21 protein-coding genes are annotated in these 20,553 nt (G+C 43.7%); 15 read left to right on the top strand and 6 right to left on the bottom strand.

The genetic code is table 11. From position 1 onward, the window contains the following. Positions 1 to 20: 20 nt before the first annotated feature. Together K2225_RS07645 and K2225_RS07640 are read right to left on the bottom strand one after the other, a co-directional pair. Positions 21 to 2,780: a glycoside hydrolase family 13 protein gene (locus K2225_RS07645; RefSeq protein ID WP_255574319.1), complete on the bottom strand. Its 2,760-nt coding sequence runs from the start codon at positions 2,778 to 2,780 to the stop codon at positions 21 to 23. Positions 2,781 to 2,894: 114 nt separating this feature from the next. Next, the gene (locus tag K2225_RS07640; RefSeq protein WP_220584203.1) at positions 2,895 to 3,485 is read right to left on the bottom strand and encodes a YdcF family protein; all 591 of its coding nucleotides are present in this window, start codon (positions 3,483 to 3,485) and stop codon (positions 2,895 to 2,897) included. Between the two features lie 195 nt (positions 3,486 to 3,680). On the opposite strand from K2225_RS07640, the gene K2225_RS07635 reads away from it, so the two are divergent. Next, positions 3,681 to 3,890 carry a YkvS family protein gene (locus K2225_RS07635; RefSeq protein ID WP_220584202.1) on the top strand — a complete coding sequence of 70 codons (210 nt, stop codon included), beginning with the start codon at positions 3,681 to 3,683 and terminating at the stop codon, positions 3,888 to 3,890. Between the two features lie 486 nt (positions 3,891 to 4,376). Here K2225_RS07635 and K2225_RS07630 read toward each other — a convergent pair whose 3' ends face one another. Next, positions 4,377 to 5,405, bottom strand: coding sequence for an LCP family protein (locus tag K2225_RS07630; protein ID WP_220584201.1), 1,029 nt, complete (start codon positions 5,403 to 5,405; stop codon positions 4,377 to 4,379). Between the two features lie 137 nt (positions 5,406 to 5,542). Then, positions 5,543 to 7,003 carry an APC family permease gene (locus K2225_RS07625; RefSeq protein ID WP_220584200.1) on the bottom strand — a complete coding sequence of 487 codons (1,461 nt, stop codon included), beginning with the start codon at positions 7,001 to 7,003 and terminating at the stop codon, positions 5,543 to 5,545. Positions 7,004 to 7,227: 224 nt separating this feature from the next. Here K2225_RS07625 and K2225_RS07620 point away from each other — a divergent pair, with 224 nt between their 5' ends. Beyond that, complete coding sequence (locus K2225_RS07620) at positions 7,228 to 8,274, top strand: glycosyltransferase family 4 protein (RefSeq protein ID WP_220584199.1); 1,047 nt, start codon at positions 7,228 to 7,230, stop codon at positions 8,272 to 8,274. Between the two features lie 31 nt (positions 8,275 to 8,305). Here K2225_RS07620 and K2225_RS07615 read toward each other — a convergent pair whose 3' ends face one another. Next, the gene (locus K2225_RS07615; RefSeq protein WP_220584198.1) at positions 8,306 to 9,292 is read right to left on the bottom strand and encodes an LCP family glycopolymer transferase; all 987 of its coding nucleotides are present in this window, start codon (positions 9,290 to 9,292) and stop codon (positions 8,306 to 8,308) included. A 14-nt stretch (positions 9,293 to 9,306) separates the two neighbouring features. Further along, positions 9,307 to 9,948 carry a YigZ family protein gene (locus tag K2225_RS07610; protein WP_220584197.1) on the bottom strand — a complete coding sequence of 214 codons (642 nt, stop codon included), beginning with the start codon at positions 9,946 to 9,948 and terminating at the stop codon, positions 9,307 to 9,309. Between the two features lie 163 nt (positions 9,949 to 10,111). Here K2225_RS07610 and K2225_RS07605 point away from each other — a divergent pair, with 163 nt between their 5' ends. From K2225_RS07605 to csrA, 13 genes are all read left to right on the top strand, one after another. After that, entirely contained in the window at positions 10,112 to 11,251 is a 1,140-nt protein-coding gene (locus tag K2225_RS07605; RefSeq protein WP_220584196.1) for a sensor histidine kinase, read from the top strand. A gap of 168 nt (positions 11,252 to 11,419) precedes the next feature. Then, positions 11,420 to 12,097, top strand: a complete 678-nt coding sequence (locus K2225_RS07600; RefSeq protein ID WP_146817010.1) for a response regulator — start codon at positions 11,420 to 11,422, stop codon at positions 12,095 to 12,097. 280 nt (positions 12,098 to 12,377) lie between these two features. Next, a complete protein-coding gene (locus tag K2225_RS07595; RefSeq protein WP_220584195.1) occupies positions 12,378 to 13,223 on the top strand; it encodes a DegV family protein in 846 nt (281 codons plus the stop codon). A 62-nt stretch (positions 13,224 to 13,285) separates the two neighbouring features. After that, positions 13,286 to 14,701, top strand: a complete 1,416-nt coding sequence (locus tag K2225_RS07590; RefSeq protein WP_220584194.1) for an ATP-dependent helicase ComFA — start codon at positions 13,286 to 13,288, stop codon at positions 14,699 to 14,701. Next, positions 14,698 to 15,363, top strand: coding sequence for a ComFC family protein (locus tag K2225_RS07585; RefSeq protein ID WP_220584193.1), 666 nt, complete (start codon positions 14,698 to 14,700; stop codon positions 15,361 to 15,363). Before K2225_RS07590 ends, K2225_RS07585 begins: the two co-directional genes overlap by 4 nt. A 76-nt stretch (positions 15,364 to 15,439) precedes the next feature. Further along, on the top strand, positions 15,440 to 15,853 hold the full coding sequence (locus K2225_RS07580; RefSeq protein WP_220584192.1) for a TIGR03826 family flagellar region protein: 414 nt from the start codon (positions 15,440 to 15,442) through the stop codon (positions 15,851 to 15,853). 86 nt (positions 15,854 to 15,939) lie between these two features. Continuing rightward, on the top strand, positions 15,940 to 16,200 hold the full coding sequence (gene flgM / locus K2225_RS07575; protein WP_220584191.1) for a flagellar biosynthesis anti-sigma factor FlgM: 261 nt from the start codon (positions 15,940 to 15,942) through the stop codon (positions 16,198 to 16,200). Between the two features lie 18 nt (positions 16,201 to 16,218). Next, a complete protein-coding gene (locus K2225_RS07570) occupies positions 16,219 to 16,707 on the top strand; it encodes a flagellar protein FlgN (protein ID WP_220584190.1) in 489 nt (162 codons plus the stop codon). A 16-nt stretch (positions 16,708 to 16,723) separates the two neighbouring features. Continuing rightward, on the top strand, positions 16,724 to 18,280 hold the full coding sequence (gene flgK / locus K2225_RS07565; RefSeq protein WP_220584189.1) for a flagellar hook-associated protein FlgK: 1,557 nt from the start codon (positions 16,724 to 16,726) through the stop codon (positions 18,278 to 18,280). A gap of 11 nt (positions 18,281 to 18,291) precedes the next feature. After that, positions 18,292 to 19,185: a flagellar hook-associated protein FlgL gene (gene flgL / locus K2225_RS07560; protein ID WP_220584188.1), complete on the top strand. Its 894-nt coding sequence runs from the start codon at positions 18,292 to 18,294 to the stop codon at positions 19,183 to 19,185. Between the two features lie 67 nt (positions 19,186 to 19,252). Next, a complete protein-coding gene (locus K2225_RS07555; RefSeq protein ID WP_220584187.1) occupies positions 19,253 to 19,804 on the top strand; it encodes a DUF6470 family protein in 552 nt (183 codons plus the stop codon). Between the two features lie 2 nt (positions 19,805 to 19,806). After that, positions 19,807 to 20,253: a flagellar assembly protein FliW gene (gene fliW, locus K2225_RS07550; protein ID WP_220584186.1), complete on the top strand. Its 447-nt coding sequence runs from the start codon at positions 19,807 to 19,809 to the stop codon at positions 20,251 to 20,253. Continuing rightward, complete coding sequence (gene csrA, locus K2225_RS07545) at positions 20,240 to 20,467, top strand: carbon storage regulator CsrA (RefSeq protein ID WP_220584185.1); 228 nt, start codon at positions 20,240 to 20,242, stop codon at positions 20,465 to 20,467. Before fliW ends, csrA begins: the two co-directional genes overlap by 14 nt. Positions 20,468 to 20,553 lie beyond the last annotated feature (86 nt).

The following is a 20,553-nucleotide window of genomic DNA, read 5'->3' as shown; positions in this document are numbered from 1 at the left end:
AAGAGTAGGAAGCTTATTTGTCAGGCGGCTTCATTCATGGCTTGCATCCGTTCCACCGTCACTTGGTATTCGTTTTGGGGGTCGAAAATGAAGATGTATTCCCCATCCGTTTCGGGTGTGAAGCGGAGGTTATCGCCTTCCAGCCATTCACCGTCACGGACAAATTTATATTCCACCGTTTCTCCTGCTGTCAGTTCAATCGGCTCACTTTTCCAGAGAGCCTCTTGTTTATCGAAGGTCAGCATGTTGTCATCACTGGACCAGTCGAACGGGGCAGATCCACGCAGGACGACCTTGTTGTATTTCTTTTCTTCTGATGGAGCTTCGTAGCGAAGTTTTCCTTTGACATCATAGATCGCTACGGAGCCAGCTTTGCTTGTCATTTCAAGCTTGCCTTTATGACTCTTCAGCTTCTCCTTCTCTAAAAGCGAAGTGAGCTGTACTTTGTTCGGGGTCTGCTGATTATAAAGGTCGATGAGATCCATCTTACGGTCTTCATCACCCAGGTTCATAACGACAAGCACTTTGTCCTGTGGCACGGAACGTTCAAACACGAGGATGTCATCATCAGAGTAGATGATATTGAAATCTCCATGTGTTAAGGCCGGCTGGTCATTTCTTGCATCAATCAACGTCTTGTAATGAGAGAGAATCTCTTCGTTCTGCTCTTCTTCCTCCCAAATCATCATCTCACGGTAATAGCGGTCTTTCCACTCTTCCACGTCATTATGGTCACCGCTTTGAGATAAGCCGACCTCATCGCCATAGTAGATGATTGGTGCGCCAGGTAACGTAAACTGAAGCGCAGCCGCGTTCTTCAATGTGTCCACATTCCCATCTGCTTCAAATAGGAAACGCGGCATGTCATGACTATCTAAAAAGGTTGCCGCAACAAATTCATCACCATAAGTTCCGAAGGTCTCCTCAAGAGATGACGCTAGTGCGTTTACAGAACCATCTTGAATGAATGCGTTCGTGATTGCGGAATGGGTCTCGAAATCGATCGCTCCATCCAATTTCCCTTTGTAAGAAGAAATGGTATCAAGACTATCCCACACTTCTCCAAAGATGAAGGCATCTTCATCCAGTGATTTTACTTTGTGACGGAAATCAACCCAGAAGCTTTGGCTTGGGCCTTTGGCATAATCCAGGCGGAACCCGTCCACACCGATATCATTCATCCAGAACGGAACGACTTCATCCAACATGTATTCGCGCGTTTTCGGGTTGTCATTGTTCAACTCTGGCAGTTCCTGAATGCCATAAAACGTATCATATTCATTTGGATAATTCGTAAAGGTGTACCAATCATAGTAAGGGCTGTCCGGGCCTTTTTCCAATGCATCCTGGAAAAAGTCGTGTTGATCGGATGTGTGGTTCGGAACAAGGTCATAAACGACTTTCATATCACGTTTGTGTGCTTCATCAACAAGTTCCTTCATGAGCTGGTTGCTGCCGAATCGGGGGTCGATGTTCATGAAATCTGTCGGATGATAGCCGTGAGAATAGGGTCCTTCATAAATGGGTGAAATCCAAAGGGTATTTACACCAAGATCCTCTATATAATCGATCTTTTCAAGGACACCTTGAAGATTTCCTCCCATCCAGCCTTTTAACTGCTCATCATAGGACTGTTCCGGATCAACAGAGGTATTGTTTTCCGTGCTTCCATCTCGGAAACGGTCGACGAATACTTGATAAATGACGGATTCTTTCGCCCATTTCGGAGATTCATAGGTGTCTACATAATAAGCGAATTCGGTGGCTTCTTCAGGACTCAACACATTGTTATCGGCAAATTGAGAGCCGTCACTGTTGGAGTTCCAAACATCGAGTTTATATTTTACACGTGTTTCTTTTTTCTGGGAGGGGATGATCCCTTCCATGATCGATGTTTTCAATCCACCGGCAATTTCAGATGTATCTGTCACTTTTAACGGAACGGTTTGTCCATGAACGGCTTCTCCACGTTTTCCATCTGGAGTGGTGCCGTCCGTAGTGTAATAGATGGCTCCATTGTCGATCGGTCCAAAGTGCTGCACTTCGACTTTAATCGTTACCTCATCACGATGATCCGGTACGTATGGGGTATGGTTGTAATCATGAGTGACCGATTGGGCGACAGGAACTTTTCTCCACTGGGTGACCGTATCCTCTTTTGTTTCATTTGCGGTGGATAAGGTTACCGTGCGGGCTTCAGAAAGTTCTTCTTTATAAGATTCCCCGGCAAGACTATAAAAATAGGAGACTTCTTCGCCTGCTTGTCCTACAAGTTTCGTTGTGTACGTATTTTCAGAGGTTTTCGTCATAGGAGCGGCTGTGTAATGGAAGTCATTTTTGCTTGAAGCGACTGTAGGCGTCACCCATTCCGGCGTTCCCTCTGGGACGGTGAGCTCAAGCTCCACACTTGCTTCATAAGTATCAGCAAGGCGGACGTCCACTGTACGTTCGCTTTCCGGGTGAAAAACGAAGATGTACTCCGCATCTTGAGGAGCTGTGTACGTCAAGTTTGATCCAGGCATCCAATTTCCATCATAAACAAACTTGAACTCTGTCACTTTTCCACCTTTCAATGGTATTGGGCCACTGAGCCATACGCCTTCTTCTGTATCGTAAGTCAAAGGGTTGTCATTTGAACTCCAATCTAAAGTTTCAGCGTTCCCCCGTAATACAACTGAATCGTACGTTTTGGCATCTGCATAGGTTGGTGCAATCGGTTGCGCAAATGACAAAAATAATAGCGCTATACCAATCAGCAAAATCCAACGTTTTTGAATCAAACGAATCCCATCCTTTCGAAATTATAAGTGAAATCGCTTTCATAATAAAGGAGCTGACATTGAATGTCCATAGGGCTATGTGATTAAATGTCAGAAAAGATAGAAAAATTCCGTTTACTCTAAAAGTAAACGGAACCAATAGACACCTATTTTCACATACTCCCCGAACGTGATCCTTTGCTCATTTTCTGTCATTCCATCAGAAGGATCAAAGGCAGAAGAAACGAAGGAGTAGTCCACTTCAATCTGGTTGTCGTAAATATCATTAAAGGTCATTTTGGTACGTCGTGAATGGTAATCACTTGTGACTACGAGGGCGGATTCAAAGCCTTCTTCCTCCATGATTTCTTTGGAGAGGGTCGCGTTTTCATATGTACTGGTGGCGGAAGGTTCTTCGAAAATAGCGCTTTGAGGCACACCTCGATTTATAGCTTCTTCAGGTCTAATGCTATTCTCCGTAGAATTCGTCAAAATCATGTGACTCGTCAATCCTTCGTGAAAGAGATCAGTCGCATGTTCGAGGCGCTCTTCACTTCCGCTCAAAACGATAATCGCATCGTATTCTTTAGAGGTTTTCAAGGAATCTTCAGCCATTAAAAACTCTGGTCCCAGGAGAAGGGGTGTCATCACTCCTGCCGACAGGAATAAAATGAAGAATAGGAAGGATAGAAGAATAATCTTTTTTGTTTTCTTAATATGAGCCACCATAAAAACCCCCAAAATTTGGATAACTTTACTATCTAGTATATATCTCCATGGAAAATTATGAAACCTACTATTGTTTTACTTGTATAATCTTGTCGAATTTAGTAACATATATTGTAAAAGTTTTGTTTGAATTGTTTGTTAATTTATTGTAAAGTTTATTCAAAATACGAGGAAGAGAAAGGGTAGAGAGATATGGTACAACCTGATGATCGCATTGCCACTCCAGGGCAAATCGTAACTTTTGAGAGAAATGACATCATTTTCAAAGGAAGAGTCATTCCTAGTCAATGTCAGCAATCTGTTATCGTAGATTTGACGATCATGGATAACTTAGATGAAATCGATTTCGAATACGACAGAACGGTTGTGGCTCATACCAATTATCGTATTATAGAAGACTGAATGTAAAGACCTTTTCTCGAGGAGAAAGGGTCTTTTTACTTTCTACCTAGTCCTATATGCTGTTTTCGCTGACTCCTTTTTCTTATAAAATGAAAGAAAAAGAAAAGGTGTACGGATCAGGGAGGGTATTTTAGAAAGGATGCATTTACGTGGGATTGACTAAACTTATATTAGATCATCTGGAGTTCTCCATTAAGGCACGTTACAGTGTTCGAATAGATCAAACCATTGTTGTAGAGCCATTGATTCGAATTACAGAAGATACATTTAATCGTTTCCTTCATGATAAGCCCGTTATTGATTGTATCTCCATACATAATCCAGAATTCCCATCCCTCTTAACTTATAAGGGGCCTTATAAGTTTGAAAGATTGAATGGCCTGTTAATTTTTAAGCTCTGCTAAAGCCGTTTTCGAATGGAATAAGGGCTCTTTATAACAAAACACCAGCTTCTGCTAAGCGGAAGCTGGTGTTTTGTTTATGGTTTCAGGAAGAGAAGGAATTGTCCTCCTGAGGTGTTTCGTTAATTTTTAAAGCCGTTTTAATTTTAGTGGACAGCTCACGAACACTTCCATCATAAGGGACGAAGTAGAAGAGTCCATCTTCCAGACGAGTGTTCTCTCCTTCAAGTGTAAAAGTTTCGGTTGAAGGGTTTTCCGATGAAAATGCTTTTTGCATCGCAAAAGCTTCTTTCACTGAAAGGTTTGTTTGAACGTTGCTGCTGACCACATCCGCCAATTCATCGGCTTTGAAAATATTACCTGGAGATAGAGCTTGATCAATACTTGCTTTTATAAATTGACGCTGTCTTTCATCTCTGGGGTATTCAATGGCAACGTCCCTCTTTCTCATTCTTACAAAGGCAAGAGCTTCTTCCCCATCCATTTTCGTTTCGCCTTCTACAAATTCAATTCTTTTATCGTGGCTTAAGTGGCTTCGTTCCCAGAACCCTTTTTTGACGTCTACGGTTACGCCGCCTAATACATCAACAATTTCAGCAAACCCTTCAAAGTTAACCGATGCATATTTGTCGATGGGTACGTCTAAATAATCTTCAACGGTTTCAATGGTCAATTTTTCAGCACCGTAACCACTGATCTCGCCGAGCGTGTACGCGGCGTTAATTTTATGGCTTCCTGCATATTTTTCTCCAACTTTACTCGCCGGGATGTCCACCTTCAAATCCCTCGGAATGCTGGTCATCGTCATATCCTGTGTTTTTGGATCGATGGTCAGCACAATTTGAGTGTCTGCTCTGCCGGCCTTACCGTCAGAGGAGTAATCCTCAACCCCGAGTAAAAGGATGGAGATCGGTTCATCTCCGATATCCACGGCTTCTTCACGTAGATCCGATTTATTTCCACGGTCAAGATCTTCATAGGAAGCTGTATATACTTGCGACACATAGTAGAAAATTCCACCTATGGTCATTGCGAACAAAAGAAAAAGCATCAGTGCAATGCGTCGTTTCTGCTTCTTTTTGCGTCTGCGAACGCGAATGATTCGTTTAGCCAATGTTTGTCACCTCTATTTTAACCTCTCAGCTTTTCATTCTACCACATTTGAAAACAATCGAAGGACCTCGTTCTTTTGTTGTGGAAAATGTAAAAGGATTGACATAAACGAATCATGATCTTTCGCTTGTTGAACGGTTATATTTCTTCTTTTTCAAGAATTAAATAGTTCATCTCCTTACGGTCAATGTGACGATAACGCTTATAGTTCAAGAGGTAGAAGATAACCCCGATGAAAATCCAGATGGCCAAAGCGATGTAGGATTCTCTTCCAAGGGAAGCAGGAGACCATGGGATTAAGAGAAGAGCTAAGAAACATAAAGAGCTCAACATCCCGATAAGTGACAAAAACTTCCTTAACGGGTCCACGGTTGCTTTCTGATTAGAAGTTGATGGATCTTCCTTCCAGTGAAAGAATTTATAGGCGGTTGCCGTGCAGAAGAAATAGGCAATGGCAACCCCGGTAGAAGACATGTCGACAACCCATAGCAAAGCTTCCCGGCCGAACCATGGAGCGATCAGACAGATGCCCATCGTAAACAAAATCCCTACATAAGGTGTCCTGTATTCAGGATGGAGTTTTCTGAATAGGCCAGGTAGAATGCGGGCCCTTCCCATGGCAAACGTCAGTCGGCTTGCGGAAATATAAAAACCGTTCAGTCCTGTGAAAATACCCATACAAACCGATAGAGCGATGAGCCAAACACCAATTCTCCCGAGGTAGCTCTGAATGGCATCCCCTGTCCCCCATACGGACTGCGTTCGTTCAATCTGTTGTAACAACTCCTGCCAGGGCATGGTACTTGCTGTAATCAGTATCATAGCGCTATAGGCCAACCCTGCCGCTAACAGTGACCAAATAATCAGGCGGAATGCTTTTTGTGGAGCAAAATCAAATTCTTCAGCGGCCTGGGGGATGTTGTCAAAACCCACATAAGCGAACGGTGCAATCGCTAATATGGTGACGATGGATGCAATCACCGATTTGTCAGGTGAGAAAGCAGGGGTGATATTGGTGATGCTCGGACCTTCCGTCCATAGTGCACCCAGGGCTAATAAGGCAATTCCCAAAATTAAAATGAGGCTGAATATAAACTGTGTTTGTCCTGAAAAACTGGCCCCTCTGATGTTCAATAAAGCAAAGACAATTAAGGCAGCGCTTGCGATGGCTACTTGAATAATGGAAACATCATACCCGGCGACGGTGTACATATTTCCTGTCTGGATGAAGGAAGGGAATAAAAACTTTGCAAGTAACGCCAGGGCAGAGGCGTTGAGAGCAACGATACAGATGTACCCTAACGTAAGGAACCATCCGGCAACAAACGCATACGTCCGTCCAAATCCAATATAAGCATAGGCGAACTCTCCGCCTGTAACGGGGAATTTTTCAATTAAGAAACCGTAACTGACTCCAATGATCATCATCAATACAGCACCAAGGGATAAGCCGATTACGACACCCACAGGGCCTGCTTGGGCAATCCAATCTGTCGGGAGAACGAAAGCTCCCCACCCGATAGCTGAACCGAAGGCGATCGCCCATACCCAGTGAGGCTTTAGTGACTTATCTAATTTTTTTCTTTCTCTGTCAGCCATATCCTTCTCCTCCCTCCACCTTTTTACATTCAAAGGTTTTACATGCTTCAAAAAAGGCTAATCAAAAAGTAATGAAATCGTTACATGAAATCGGCTGTTCTTGTGATATAATTTTTCTCGGTTAATATGGTGCTTTTCCATAAGAACTATGCATGGGAAAATGGTATTTAATATCAGCTTTTATTTCATTCGGAGAGGATATAATAAACCTGAGGAGGGTCTTTATGGAGTATAAGGCCTTGCTATTTTGCTTGATCGTTGCGGTCATCATCACGCCGTTAGTCAAGAAATTAGCAATTAAAATCGGTGCGACGGATCAGCCGAATCATCGTAAAGTACACAAAAATGTCATGCCACGCCTTGGTGGATTGGCGATCTATATAAGCTTTGCTCTCGGTATTTTATTTTTCTTTCCCGAAAGTAACTATACCTGGCCCGTTCTCATTGGAGCTACCGTCATCATCATAACCGGAGTGTTGGATGACCTTACGGAGCTATCCGCGAAACTTAAACTTTTCGGTCAACTTTTGGCTGCTGCCATCGTTGTCATGGGTGGCGTTCAGGTTGATTTCATCAACTTACCGTTCGGTGGTCAGCTTGATTTGGGTTATTTAAGTATACCGATTACGATTTTGTGGATTATTGCGATTACAAATGCAATCAACCTCATTGATGGACTAGATGGATTGGCCGCAGGCGTATCAGCGATTGCGCTGTTAACGATTTCCGGCATGGCAATTACGATGGGGAATGTCTTCGTTGTTTTCGCAGGACTCATGATGTTAGGAAGTACGCTTGGCTTCTTAGTGTATAACTTCTATCCTGCCAAGATATTCATGGGCGATACGGGGGCACTGTTTTTAGGATTTATGATCAGTGTGCTTGCACTACTTGGCTTTAAAAACGTCACGTTATTTTCTTTCGTCATTCCGATCATCATTCTTGGTGTTCCTATTTCGGACACGTTATTTGCGATTGTCCGCAGAGTGATTCAAAGAAAGCCTTTATCAGCCCCTGATAAGTCGCACCTGCATCATTGCTTAATTAATCTTGGCTACAGTCACCCTGAAGCCGTGCTGATGATTTATGCTGCCAGTGCCTTGTTTAGTTTAGCGGCCGTGATCTTCTCACAAGCCACCATCTACGGTGCCATATCCGTTATTGCTTTATTAGCGATCATGATTGAACTGATTGTTGAAATCACCGGACTGGTAGGGAAAGACTACAGACCTTTATTGAATATGATTAACGGCACAAAGTCGAAGCAATAAAAAAAGCTGCTCCAGATATTGGAGCAGCTTTTTACATGGAATTTTCTTCTTCATCTTCACTGGCCACAGAATCTTGCAGCTCGAGGTGGTCTTTCAATTCATCAGAGGTGGCCGCTAAAGGCTCCTGGGCAAGCTGGTAGTACCATCCATGACCAGTGAACCCCCCTTCCCCCTCGAGTTGCATTTTGTCGAAGGTGAAGTTCTCTTTCTGAAGGAAGTAATCTTTAAACTGAATCATTTCATTAAACGTCAAATTCGTCTTCATATTCGCACTTATGGATGCTAAGACCTCATCCATATTGCTTAGCCCTTTCGCTGAGACGGTTTCACGGAAGATCTGCTGGATAATCTCCATCTGCCTTTCGCCTCTGGCTAAGTCGCTGTCATATTTTCTCGTCCGGGCTAAAGCGAGGGCTTCTTCTCCATTAATCAGTTGTTTTCCTTCTGATAATTCAATGGCGCCCGCCTGATCTGCACTGTTTTGTTCTTTAATGTCAAACGGAACGTCATAAGTGATTCCGCCGATGGAATCAACAATTTCAACAAATGAGTTGAAATTTACTTGTACATAATAATCGACAGGAACATCCAACATTCGTTCCACTGTTTCTACCGTACCATCGATTCCGCCGAAGGCATGAGCGTGAGCGATTTTATCCTCGTACCCCACTTCAGGGATATACGTGAGAGAGTCCCTCGGTATGTTCAGCATCTTGATGGATTTGTCATCCTCATTGAAAGTGGCAAGGACCAATGCGTCAGATCTTGAGGCTGCATTGGATCTTTGGTCACTATCATCGATCCCTATGAATAAAACAGAGGTATGATCTTTGGCCGGGGTTACTTCTTTCGTACGTTTGTCTGATTTTTCACCACGTTCAAGTCCCTGGTGAGATTCTGAGGCCGTCTCCTTTACTTGGTCTGTTAAGTAAGCTGCATAGCCGGTTGCTGCCCCGACTACAACGAGAAGGACAAATAGGATGGACCAAAGGAAGACATATCTTTTACGGCGCATCATATCCGTAAACTCCTTTACTCAAGTGTGACGTCAATTTCTACATAGGAAGCGTCCCCTTGTTCAATGGATGCCTGACCACTCGTCAGGTTTGTCATCCAATCTTGAAATTCCTGCTCCAGTCCGCTTTCCACATATACTATTAATTCCACATTTTCTAGGTAATTAATCCCTTCCAATGTGTAATCTGAGTTTCTGACCTCATTTTCCACTTTACCAAGAAGGTGATAATCAATCGTTACTTTCATCTCTTTCATTAATTGACGCTTGACGACACCTGTTGTATTGATCGCTTCTGAAGCCGTTGATCCATAGGCACGAATAAGTCCACCAGCCCCAAGTTTAATTCCACCAAAATAACGAGTCACAACGACGGCTGTATCCTTCAGTCCTCTTTTTTTCAACACTTCAAGAATGGGGACACCTGCCGTTCCGCTTGGTTCCCCGTCATCGTTCGCTTTTTGTATAAGGTCCTGCTCGCCAATCATGTAGGCGGAGCAGTTATGGGTGGCATCATGGTGTTTCTTTTTTATCTGTGAAATGAAGTCCTGGGCTTCCTCTTCGGTTTCGCAGCGTTTGACATATCCGATGAAGCGGGACTTCTGGATCGTCACTTCTTCTGAACCCTCAGGTTTTACGGTATAATAACTTTCTAACATCGTCTCAAAAACCTCCTAAGGTTTAATTATATCGATGGGTGAAAAAAACGGCAATCCATGGGAGGGCTGCTGTTCATTATTTTACATTTTTACTCAAAAACACCCCCACAAATGGACATGGGTCTTACGAATGAGTATGTGAATATTGATGGAGGGACTTATGATGAGTTTTAAAAAAACTGGGGACATCGCCCTTGACCATATCATCAATGAGATGGTCGATACAGTCACTAATAGTAAAGATGAAATTTTTCAAATTGGTGAAGAGTCCCGAAGTGAATTTGAAAAACTGAACAAAGAACTGACAGAAACGAAGAAACAAGTGCTGTCTCTTATCGATGATGGAGACAAGCTTGAACAGAAAGTCCGTTTTTCACGGACACGCTTATCAGAAGTCAGCAAGCACTTCCAAAAGTATTCAGAGGAAGAAATACGAAAAGTATATGAGCAAACCCACGAACTTCAAATGGATTTATCCATGAAGCGGGAAAAAGAAAAACAGCTCCGTGAACGACGGGATGATTTAGAGATCCGTCTTCGCAATTTAGAAGAAACCATCGGCCGTGCAGAAGCGCTCAGTGGGAAAATTTCTGTTGTGCTGAATTATTTGACAGAAGATTTCAAGCATGTCAGTGACGCACTTGAAGATGCGAAGGAAAAACAGGAGTTCGGCTTGCAGATCATTGAAGCTCAGGAAGAAGAGCGGCGGCGGTTGTCCAGGGAAATCCATGATGGACCTGCGCAGATGCTTGCGAATGTCATGTTACGTTCGGACCTTGTCGGAAGGACTTATCGCGAACGTGGAATAGAGGAAGCCATGGAAGAGGTTAAAAGCGTACGTGCACTTGTACGATCAGCGCTCTATGAGGTCAGAAGAATCATCTATGACCTTCGACCGATGGCGTTGGACGATCTCGGGCTGATCCCAACACTGAAAAAGTATTTGGCTACCATTGAAGATTACAACAAAAATGTTCGTTTTTCCTTTACCTCCTTTGGAAAAGAAAAACGACTGGAGACCAAATATGAAGTGGCTCTCTTCCGTCTCGTTCAGGAAGCGGTGCAAAATGCACTGAAACATGCAGAACCATCTGAGATTAAAGTGAAAGTTGAAATGAAGTCAAATGCCGCTACGATCATCGTGAAGGATGATGGGAAAGGATTTGACACATCTAAGAAAAAAGAGAAATCCTTCGGCTTGGTCGGGATGAGAGAACGCGTCGACATGCTCGATGGAGAACTTAACATTGATTCAAGCATCGGTGAAGGGACGATTGTCACAATTCATTTACCAATAAATTGATATTTTATCGAAAAACTATGTAAATGGACGTGAATCGTTTATAATAGAGAATAGGATTAGGGTAGATTCAAACTTCTAAAAAATAGACAAAAACAAAGATAGAGAGAGAAAGAATAGGTTAGGGGAACCAAAAACCATTCTATGTGTGAGAAACAGGAGGAAATGACCATGACGACCAGAATAGTCCTAATTGATGATCATAAATTATTCCGTGAAGGCGTAAAAAGAATTTTAGACTTTGAATCAAGCTTTGAAGTTGTAGCTGAAGGTGATGACGGGGATACAGCGGTCCACCTTATTGAAGAGCACATGCCTGATGTTGTCCTGATGGATATCAACATGCCGAGCATGAACGGGGTCGAGGCGACAGCTGAGATTACAAAACGCTATCCAGAAATGAAGGTCATCATTCTATCGATTCACGATGATGAGAACTATGTGACACACGCACTGAAGACAGGGGCGCAAGGGTACCTTCTTAAAGAGATGGATTCAGATGCCCTGATTGATGCGATCAAAGTTGTGGGCGCTGGTGGTTCTTACCTGCATCCGAAAGTCACACACAACTTAGTGGCGGAATATCGTCGTCTTGCAGATAGCAAAGGCAGCAGTGCTTATCGCACGATCGAATATCGCAAGCCGTTGCACCTGCTTACACGCCGTGAATGTGAAGTGCTGCAACTGTTGGCGGACGGAAACAGCAACCGTGGCGTAGCAGAAGCTCTTTACATCAGTGAAAAGACCGTAAAGAACCACGTAAGTAATATCCTGCAGAAAATGAACGTCAACGACCGTACCCAGGCTGTTGTAACAGCTATCAAAAACGGCTGGGTCGAAGTCATCTAAATAAAAGTACAAACAAAGAGTTAGGGCTGTTTTTTCAGGTGCAGAAATGTATACCTGAAAAAACAGCCCTTTTTGGTGTGTGAATTTGGAATTATTTGGTGTACCAGGTCATCCAGATTCTGGATGACCTGGTACACCAAATATAGACATGCGGACAACTGTTTTCGTATTAGTAGGTGCATTGTGGGGAGGGTTCATGTAAAATAGGAAGAGAGAATATCGGAAATTATTTTACATATATTCATAGAAAAACGATAAAGAATACAAGGAGTTGGATCGGATGAAAACAGCGGTAATCACAGACAGCACAGCTTACCTTCCGAAAAATGTACGCAAAGCCAACAACATACATATGGTTCCGTTGAACGTTATTTTTGGTCATGAATCCTACCAGGAAGAAGTGGATATCAACGCAGACGACTTCTACGATATGGTGAAAGAAGGAGGAGAACTCCCGAAAACTTCCCAGCCGTCGATCGGCATTATGACACAGAAGCTGGAGGAGCTTTCTCAAAACTATGACGCGGTCATCTCTATTCACTTATCCAGCGGCATCAGTGGCACGTACCAGGCGATGGTAACGGCGGGTGAAATGGTCGAAGAGATTGATGTTCATGTATTTGATTCAGAGATCAGTTGTCACATGCAGGGTTTTTATGCCCTGGAAGCTGCTGAATTAGCGAATAACGGGGCAACGCCTGATCAAATCATCCGTCGACTCGATGAAATGAAAGAATCGATGAGTGCTTACTTCATGGTCGATGATCTCAGCCACCTTCAAAGAGGAGGCCGCTTAAATGGAGCTCAAGCTTTTGTCGGCAGTCTTCTGCAAGTAAAGCCTGTTCTTCATTTTGTGGATACGAAAATCGTTCCGTTTGAAAAGATCCGTACACGGAAAAAAGCGATTAAAAAGATTGTTTCCCTTTTTGAAGAGAAGATCGAAGAAGGCGGCACGTACAAAGCCTGCCTTATTCATGCCAACCGCCCTGCCGAAGCGGAAGAATTGAAAAATGAATTGGAAGAAAAACACGATAACGTCGAAGTAGTCCTCAGTTATTTCGGTCCCGTCATCGGTACACACCTAGGTGAAGGAGCCATCGGCCTCGGCTGGTATCGTCAGTCCTAAATAGAATAGAGCCTGTTTGTGAGACTCAAACAGGCTCTACTTTTCTATAGGATGGTGCTTGTATGTTCAAGACGGTTAAGAAATACCTTCAAAAAGACTTCTCCTGGATTCCTTCTGAAAACCCTACTCACAGCTACCCTTCTCTTACTGGAAAACTCCTTCTGCGTCACGAAATCCCTTTGGAAGATGAAATAGTAGATCACCTTATAGCGCAAACAATCCTTACCAAAGTAACCAGCATTGAATCTTATCCCTGGGCCTACCGCTGCAGGCGTTGTGGGAATACAAAATCCTATATGTTTGCGAAAATGCCCCACGCGACATGTGGCCAAACGTGTGTGTATTGCCGCTTCTGCATACAGATGGGCAGAGTTGTTGCATGTGAACCATTGTACTATGGAAGCTCGGGTTTTGAATGGCCACTCCATGAGCATCCCTGTCAGTGGAAAGGGGAGTTGACGGTCCATCAACAAAAAGCTGCAGATGAACTAGTGGCACTCGTTCGAACAGGAAAGGGTGAAAAACTCGTTTGGGCGGTATGTGGAGCCGGAAAGACAGAAATTCTTTTTCGGTCCATCACAGAAGCGCTGAAAAATGGGAAGCGCATTTGTCTGGCCACGCCTAGAACGGATGTAGTAAGAGAGTTGCTCCCCCGCTTACAAAAATCATTCCCTAAAGTGAACATTCAGGCTCTATACGGCGATAGTCCGGATAAAGCTGGCGATGCACCTTTTATTATAGCCACTACGCATCAGCTCCTGCGTTTTGCACATGCCTTTGATGTCATGGTCATTGATGAGGTCGATGCCTTCCCTTTTCATAATGATGCATCTCTTCATTATGCCAGTGAACGAGCAGCCAAACCACAAGCGTCTATGATTTATTTGACAGCCACACCTAGAAAGAAGCAAAAGCGAAGGATTCGTTCTAAAGACCTTCCCGTCGTTTTCATCCCTCAACGATTCCATGGCCACCCTCTTCCTGTTCCTCAACTCAAACTAACTCCAGCCCTTCATCGTTATTTACAAAAAGCAGAACTCCATCCTAAAATCCTTCAACAAATCGCCCATCAGCAACAGACCCCGAGACAGCTGCTTCTTTTTCTTCCTTCGGTAAAAATGGCCGAACAAATTGCTGAATACTTGAAAGAAAGGAATTACGAGGTCCGATCGGTTCATGCGGAAGACAGGGGGCGGGCAGGGAAGATTCAGGCGTTTAGAAAAAAAGAATACCGTGTACTCGTCACCACAACGATTCTAGAACGAGGAGTTACGTTTCCGTCTGTGGACGTCTATGTCATTGATGCGGGGCACGTTGTTTTCGATGAGGCCGCGCTCGTTCAGATCGCAGGGAGAGCCGGGAGAAGTCCAGACGATCCTAAAGGAGATGTGATTTTTTATCACGTGGGGAAAACGGATGAAATGCTGGATGCTGTGGATTCAATCCATTACATGAACCGTCTGGGGAGGAAGTTATGAGGTGTCTCAGCTGCCATACAGAAATCATCCCAGAAGTGACATGGAGTACATTTTGGAAACCGCCGACAAAAGACGTGGCTTGCCTGCTGTGTATGGAGAAATTAAATGAAATCAGTGAACCTTTTTGCCCTCAATGTCACCGCCCTGATCACAAAGGTGTCTGTAAGGACTGTCAATTATGGGAGAAGACCCACACGGACGTCCTGGAGCGGAACGTCTCTGTGTTCCCATATAATGAGTTCCATAAGGACATCGTCGCCCGTTGGAAATATAGAGGGGATTATGTCTTGGTCGATATTTACAAAGAAACTATCCAGAGGAAGTGGTCAGCTTCAGGGTTCAAAGGGATGCAAGTGATCCATGTGCCACTCAGTGAAGAGCGCATTCAAGAAAGAGGGTTCAACCAAGCAGAAGCAATCATCGGGTTGTTAGGGGAACGATCGATTTCTCCTTTTGAACGAACGCATAGTGAAAAGCAATCGAAAAGAGGAAAAAGAGACCGTATGTATTCAAAGAATCCATTCCAATTAATAGAGGCAACGTCGAAGCCGGTCGTGCTCGTGGATGATATTTATACAACGGGACGGACCATCCGGCATATGGCAGCTTTGTTGAAAGAAACAGGCTGCCCATCTGTCTCTTCTTTTACTATTTTTCGATGAATGTGTTCTGGGACTTTTGGATCTCCTCTTCTCTGCCGATATAATAGATAAATAGAGAACATGGAGGACGAAGAAGATGGGGGAATTAGCCAATTGCTCGCGTTGTAATGGATTATTCTTAAAAGGATCAAGCACCGTATGTCCTGAGTGCAGGAAGCAGGAGGAAAAGGAATTTCATATCGTTTATGCCTTTTTAAGAAAAAAGCAAAACCGGACAGCAACTGTGGAAGAAATTGAAGCAGAGACAGGGGTATCTGAACGGCAGATCCGACAGTTTGTTAAACAAAAACGGCTTCACCCTGTTCATTTTCCAAATTTGAGCTATGGTTGTGAAAAATGTGGAGCAGCGATTAATGAAGATCGTTTATGTGATTCATGTAAAGAATCCATACAAAAAGGTCTCCATGCCCGAGAGCGGAATGCTTCATTGGAAGCTAAAAAGGAACAGCAGGAGCGAGAGAAGGCAAACAGGACTTATTATTCATGGTGAAATGAATCATAAGCATGATTTATATCTTCATGAACCTTGTCGATATAATAAATAGTAGACAGTCGGAATGAAGTGAGGTGACAGGATTGAAAATCAATGGCCCGAACCAGACGAATTTGAATCCATATCAAAAACAGATGAACAAACAGGCAGAAACCGGCCAGAAAAAGCAAATGAAAGATAAAATTGAAATTTCTGAGACAGCCAAACAGATGCAGGAATCCGGGAAGAGCGATTCTGTTCGCAAAAAGCTGGTCGAACAAGTGAAATCCGAAGTTGAGCAAGGAAATTATCAGGTAGACACCAAAGCGACAGCTAAAAAGATGCTTGATTTTTGGTCGAAATAAACATAGAGGTGAATCATCATGACGGTTAAGCCGGTCATCAATTATATGAACCAGCTTCAGCAGCTGCATGAAAGTCTGTTGTCTTTATCGACAAGAAAAACAGAGGCTCTGAAAACGAACGATGTCGCGGGCATTCAGCAGCTGTTGCTTCAGGAGAAGAAGCATGTTCAGGCGATTGAAAAAGTTGAAAAACAAAGAGAGCGGTCTGTAGCTCAGTGGGCATCGGAAAAGGATCTGCACTCCCGAGAGTGGACCGTGTCTGATCTTATTGAAATGGTCGATGGAGAAGAAAAAGAGCTGCTTCAGGAGGCTCATGAAGGTCTGTTCCTGGTCTTAGCTGACTTAAAGCAGCAGGAAAAGTTGAACAAAGAACTGACTCAGCAATCCCTGCAGTTTATCAACATGTCTTTAGACCTTCTCCAGCCCTCCATTCAGTCGGTGAACTATGGTGGTCAAGAAGCCGGTAAGAGCACGGCTAAACGTTCCATTTTCGATTCAAAAGCATAAATAGAGGAGCAATCATATGGGATCTACGTTTCACGGATTGGAAGTAGCAAAGCGCGGGCTTTTCACACAACAATCCGCTTTATATACGACAGGGCATAATATTGCCAATGCAAATACAGATGGGTACACGAGACAGCGTGTCAACTTTGAGCAGACGGGCCCTTATCCACCAGCGTCAAGAAACCGTCCGGAGATTCCAGGGCAGGTCGGAAGTGGTGTACAGGCGGGTTCGATTGAGAGAGTCCGTGTCGGGTATCTTGATTTTCAGTACAGGGGCGAAAACAGCAAGGCCGGTTATTATGATACACGTTCCTCTGCCTTAGGACGCCTCGAAGCAGTCATGAATGAGCCTTCCGATGACGGTCTCGCACGAACGATGGACCGTTTTTGGGAATCGCTTCAGGACTTATCGGTGAACCCGGAAGATTCTGGTGCCCGTTCTGTTGTACGCCAACGGGGAGAAGCCGTTGCGGAAACATTCAATTATCTATCCAACACTCTACAGTCTCAACAAAAAGATATAAAACGGGAGACAGGCGTAACGGTTAAAGAGATCAATTCATTAGCCAATCAAGTGAACCGTGTCAATCAACAAATCGCAGAAGTAGAACCACATGGCATGGTGCCAAATGACTTGTATGATGAGAGGGATCGCCTGCTCGATCAGTTATCCCAACACGTCAACATCGATGTGAAATATGAAGATGCGCCATCTTCTGCTGATCCTTTAGCAATGGGGAAAGCCTCTGTCACGATTGTTAATAGTGATGGAAAGCCTCTACAACCGGAAGCGGTACTTATTGATGGAGCAGCGAATACAGTCAATGAAATTGACGTCCAGTATGAAAATGGAGGTCCACTTGCAAGCGGTATTCAAATCGGTGATGCAGATCCTTATTATGCGGAAGACTTTTCTTCCCAAGGCAAGTTAAAAGGTCTCATTGAATCTGGAGGTTACGTGCAAGATGGGGAACCTAAAGGTACGTACCAACAGATGCTCACGGATTTGGACCGGATGGCCACAGGCTTTGCGCTTTCATTTAATGAAGTCCATAAGCAAGGGGAGTCGCTGAATACCATCAGTGGGGACACCGCGGAAGTGCCGAACTTTTTTGATATCGGTGTAGCGAATCCTGCAGCAGGAGGAGTTGTCGAAGGTCTTGCAGGTACTTTGAAAATTTCTGATGAGATCAGAGCTGATGGAGATCACATTGCGGCAGCAGTTTTGAATCAATCAGGTAACGGTGAAAATGCCTTAGCCCTATCAGAAGTGCAAAACAATGCTAATGGCGATTACTTCGGTGAAGAAACTTCCATGAACAGTTACTACGAATCGGTGATTGGAACAATGGCGGTGGAAACGCAAGAAGCGGAGCGGATGTCAAGGAATGCAGGTACGTTAAAAGCTTCCGTGAATGAACAGCGACAATCCGTCAGCTCTGTTTCTCTTGATGAAGAGATGTCGAACATGATTAAGTTTCAGCATGCCTACAACGCAGCCGCACGTAATATAACAGTCGTCGATGAAATGCTGGATAAAATCATTAATCAAATGGGACGAGTAGGAAGGTAGGTGAATGACTGATGCGCGTGACGCAATCAATGCTATCCAATAATATGCTCCGCAATTTAAGTAACAGCTACGCGGATATGGGGAAATACCAGGATCAATTATCCACAGGTAAAAAGATTTCCCGCCCTTCTCAAGATCCGGTTGTGGCCATGAAGGGGATCAACTATCGTCAGCAAGTAACCGAAGTTGAGCAATTTCAACGTAATATCGCAGAAGTGCACAACTGGATGGACAATAGTGATTCTGCTTTAGATAAAGCTACCCAGGCGATGCAGCGTGTTCGTGAACTTACCGTACAGGCAAGCAACGATACGTATGAAGAAGGCCAACGGGAGAATATTGCCAAAGAAATCCGCCAGCTTAAAGAACACCTGGGCACAATTGCGAATACGAAAGTGAATGATAAGTACATATTCAATGGTAGCAATACTACAAAACCCCCGTTTGAAAATATGGAGGCTTTGGAAGATACCGTCATTCCTCCTGCTACGGGAGCAGATGAAGTGAGAATTGAAGTCTCTTCCGGAGTTAAACTACAGTCGAATGTTTTGCCTGGCCGTGTGTTTAATCAAGACCTATTCAAAGATCTGGAGGAATTTGCACAAGCATTAGAAGGAGATACCTCCAACGGGGAAGTAAGTGATTTTCTAGACAAGTTTGATGGTCACATCGGAAATGTCGTCAACGAACGGGCGGAACTGGGTGCCCGTATGAACCGTGTTGAATTGGTAGAAGATCGTTTGGAGACCCAAAAGGTCAGTGCAACAAAAATGATGTCGGACAATGAAGATGCTGACATTGAAAAAGTGATTACGGATTTAAAAACACAAGAAAGTGTCCACAGAGCGGCTATGGGTGTCGGAGCTAGGATCATCCAGCCGACACTGATGGATTTTCTAAGATAAAGGCTGTCTCCTCCAGGGGCAGTCTTGTTTTCTTTTTAGTAACCTCATAGGAAAGTGAGGAGTCATGATGAACATTCCCAAGCTGCACATTCAATCTAAACAGGGAAAGATTGGGCTGAAGATTCAAAAGCCGGAGCAGACGATTAGGCAATATAAGCCCGAACAGTCGATTCAGCAGCCGAAAGCGGATATGAATGTCAGACAAAGGCTAGGAAAGTTGACGATTGATCAGACTAATGCTTGGCACAATCTAGATTTGAAAAGTGTTTTTGTTCGCACAGAAGAGCTTTCGGGGATTGCAAGGAATCAATGGTTGGAAGGCATTGCTCGTGTTTCTAACGAAGGTGATGAGTTAATGCGCATTGAAAACGGAGGGAATCCTATTGCTGCCCAAGCTGAACGAAACGCTGGGTATGATTTTACTTTCGATCCTGGTGGAAAACCGGTTTACGACCTCGTGGATATTAATTATCAGCCCCAAGAAGCACAAATAGACATTCAACGTCGCGAACCTGTGATTAAAACGATAAAACGAGACCCTGAACATTACTACCGTCCAGGAAGTGTTCATATCACAATGAATCAAATGCCTGAATTACAGATTGATTGGAAGGTGTAAGAATGAAAATGAAAACAAAGTATTTTGGTGAGATTGAGGTAAGAGATAAGGAATGTATCGAGTTTTCGAATGGTCTTCCGGGTTTTGAAAATTATCACTCTTTTGTACTTCTTCCAGTAGATGAGTTGGGTGCATATTATGCTTTACAGTCGGTGAAAGAAGCCGGAGTATGCTTGATCGTAACAAACCCTTACCATTTTTATAAGGATTATGAATTTGATATCGATCCTGAGGAATTGGGGATTCAAAGCCAGGAAGATATCGCAATATATAATGTCGTTACTTTGAGAAATCCTTTTGAAAAATCAACGATTAATCTGCAAGCTCCTATTGTGATGAATACTAGGCAGCGTAAAGCAAAACAATTGATATTAAATCAAGTGGATTACCGAACAAAGCATCCTTTGACGCCTGCTGTGAAAGGCGGTGAGTCTCATGCTCGTCCTTAATCGCAAAGAGGGAGAATCAGTTCGAGTAGGAGATGACATTACGATTACCGTTGTGGGTGTAGAAGGTGGTCAGGTGAAGTTGGGCATTGAAGCGCCTAAAAGCGTCGGAATTCATCGTCAGGAAGTCTATTTAGCGATAAAAAAAGAGAATGCGGAAGCGGCTAATATTTCTAGTGATTTGCTGGATCTATTAAAAAATGTGAAAAAAGATTAAAAACTTTTTGAAGTCGGTCGATATAAGTAATGTGAAACATTACAATGTCGGCCGGCTTTGTTTTGTACTTAGAGGATCACACAAGG

The organism is Halobacillus sp. Nhm2S1, assembly GCF_019599545.1.
Lineage (GTDB): Bacteria > Bacillota > Bacilli > Bacillales > Halobacillaceae > Halobacillus.
The sequence above is the reverse complement of the archived record's forward strand: the minus strand, read 5'-3'. Positions and strand labels throughout refer to the sequence as shown.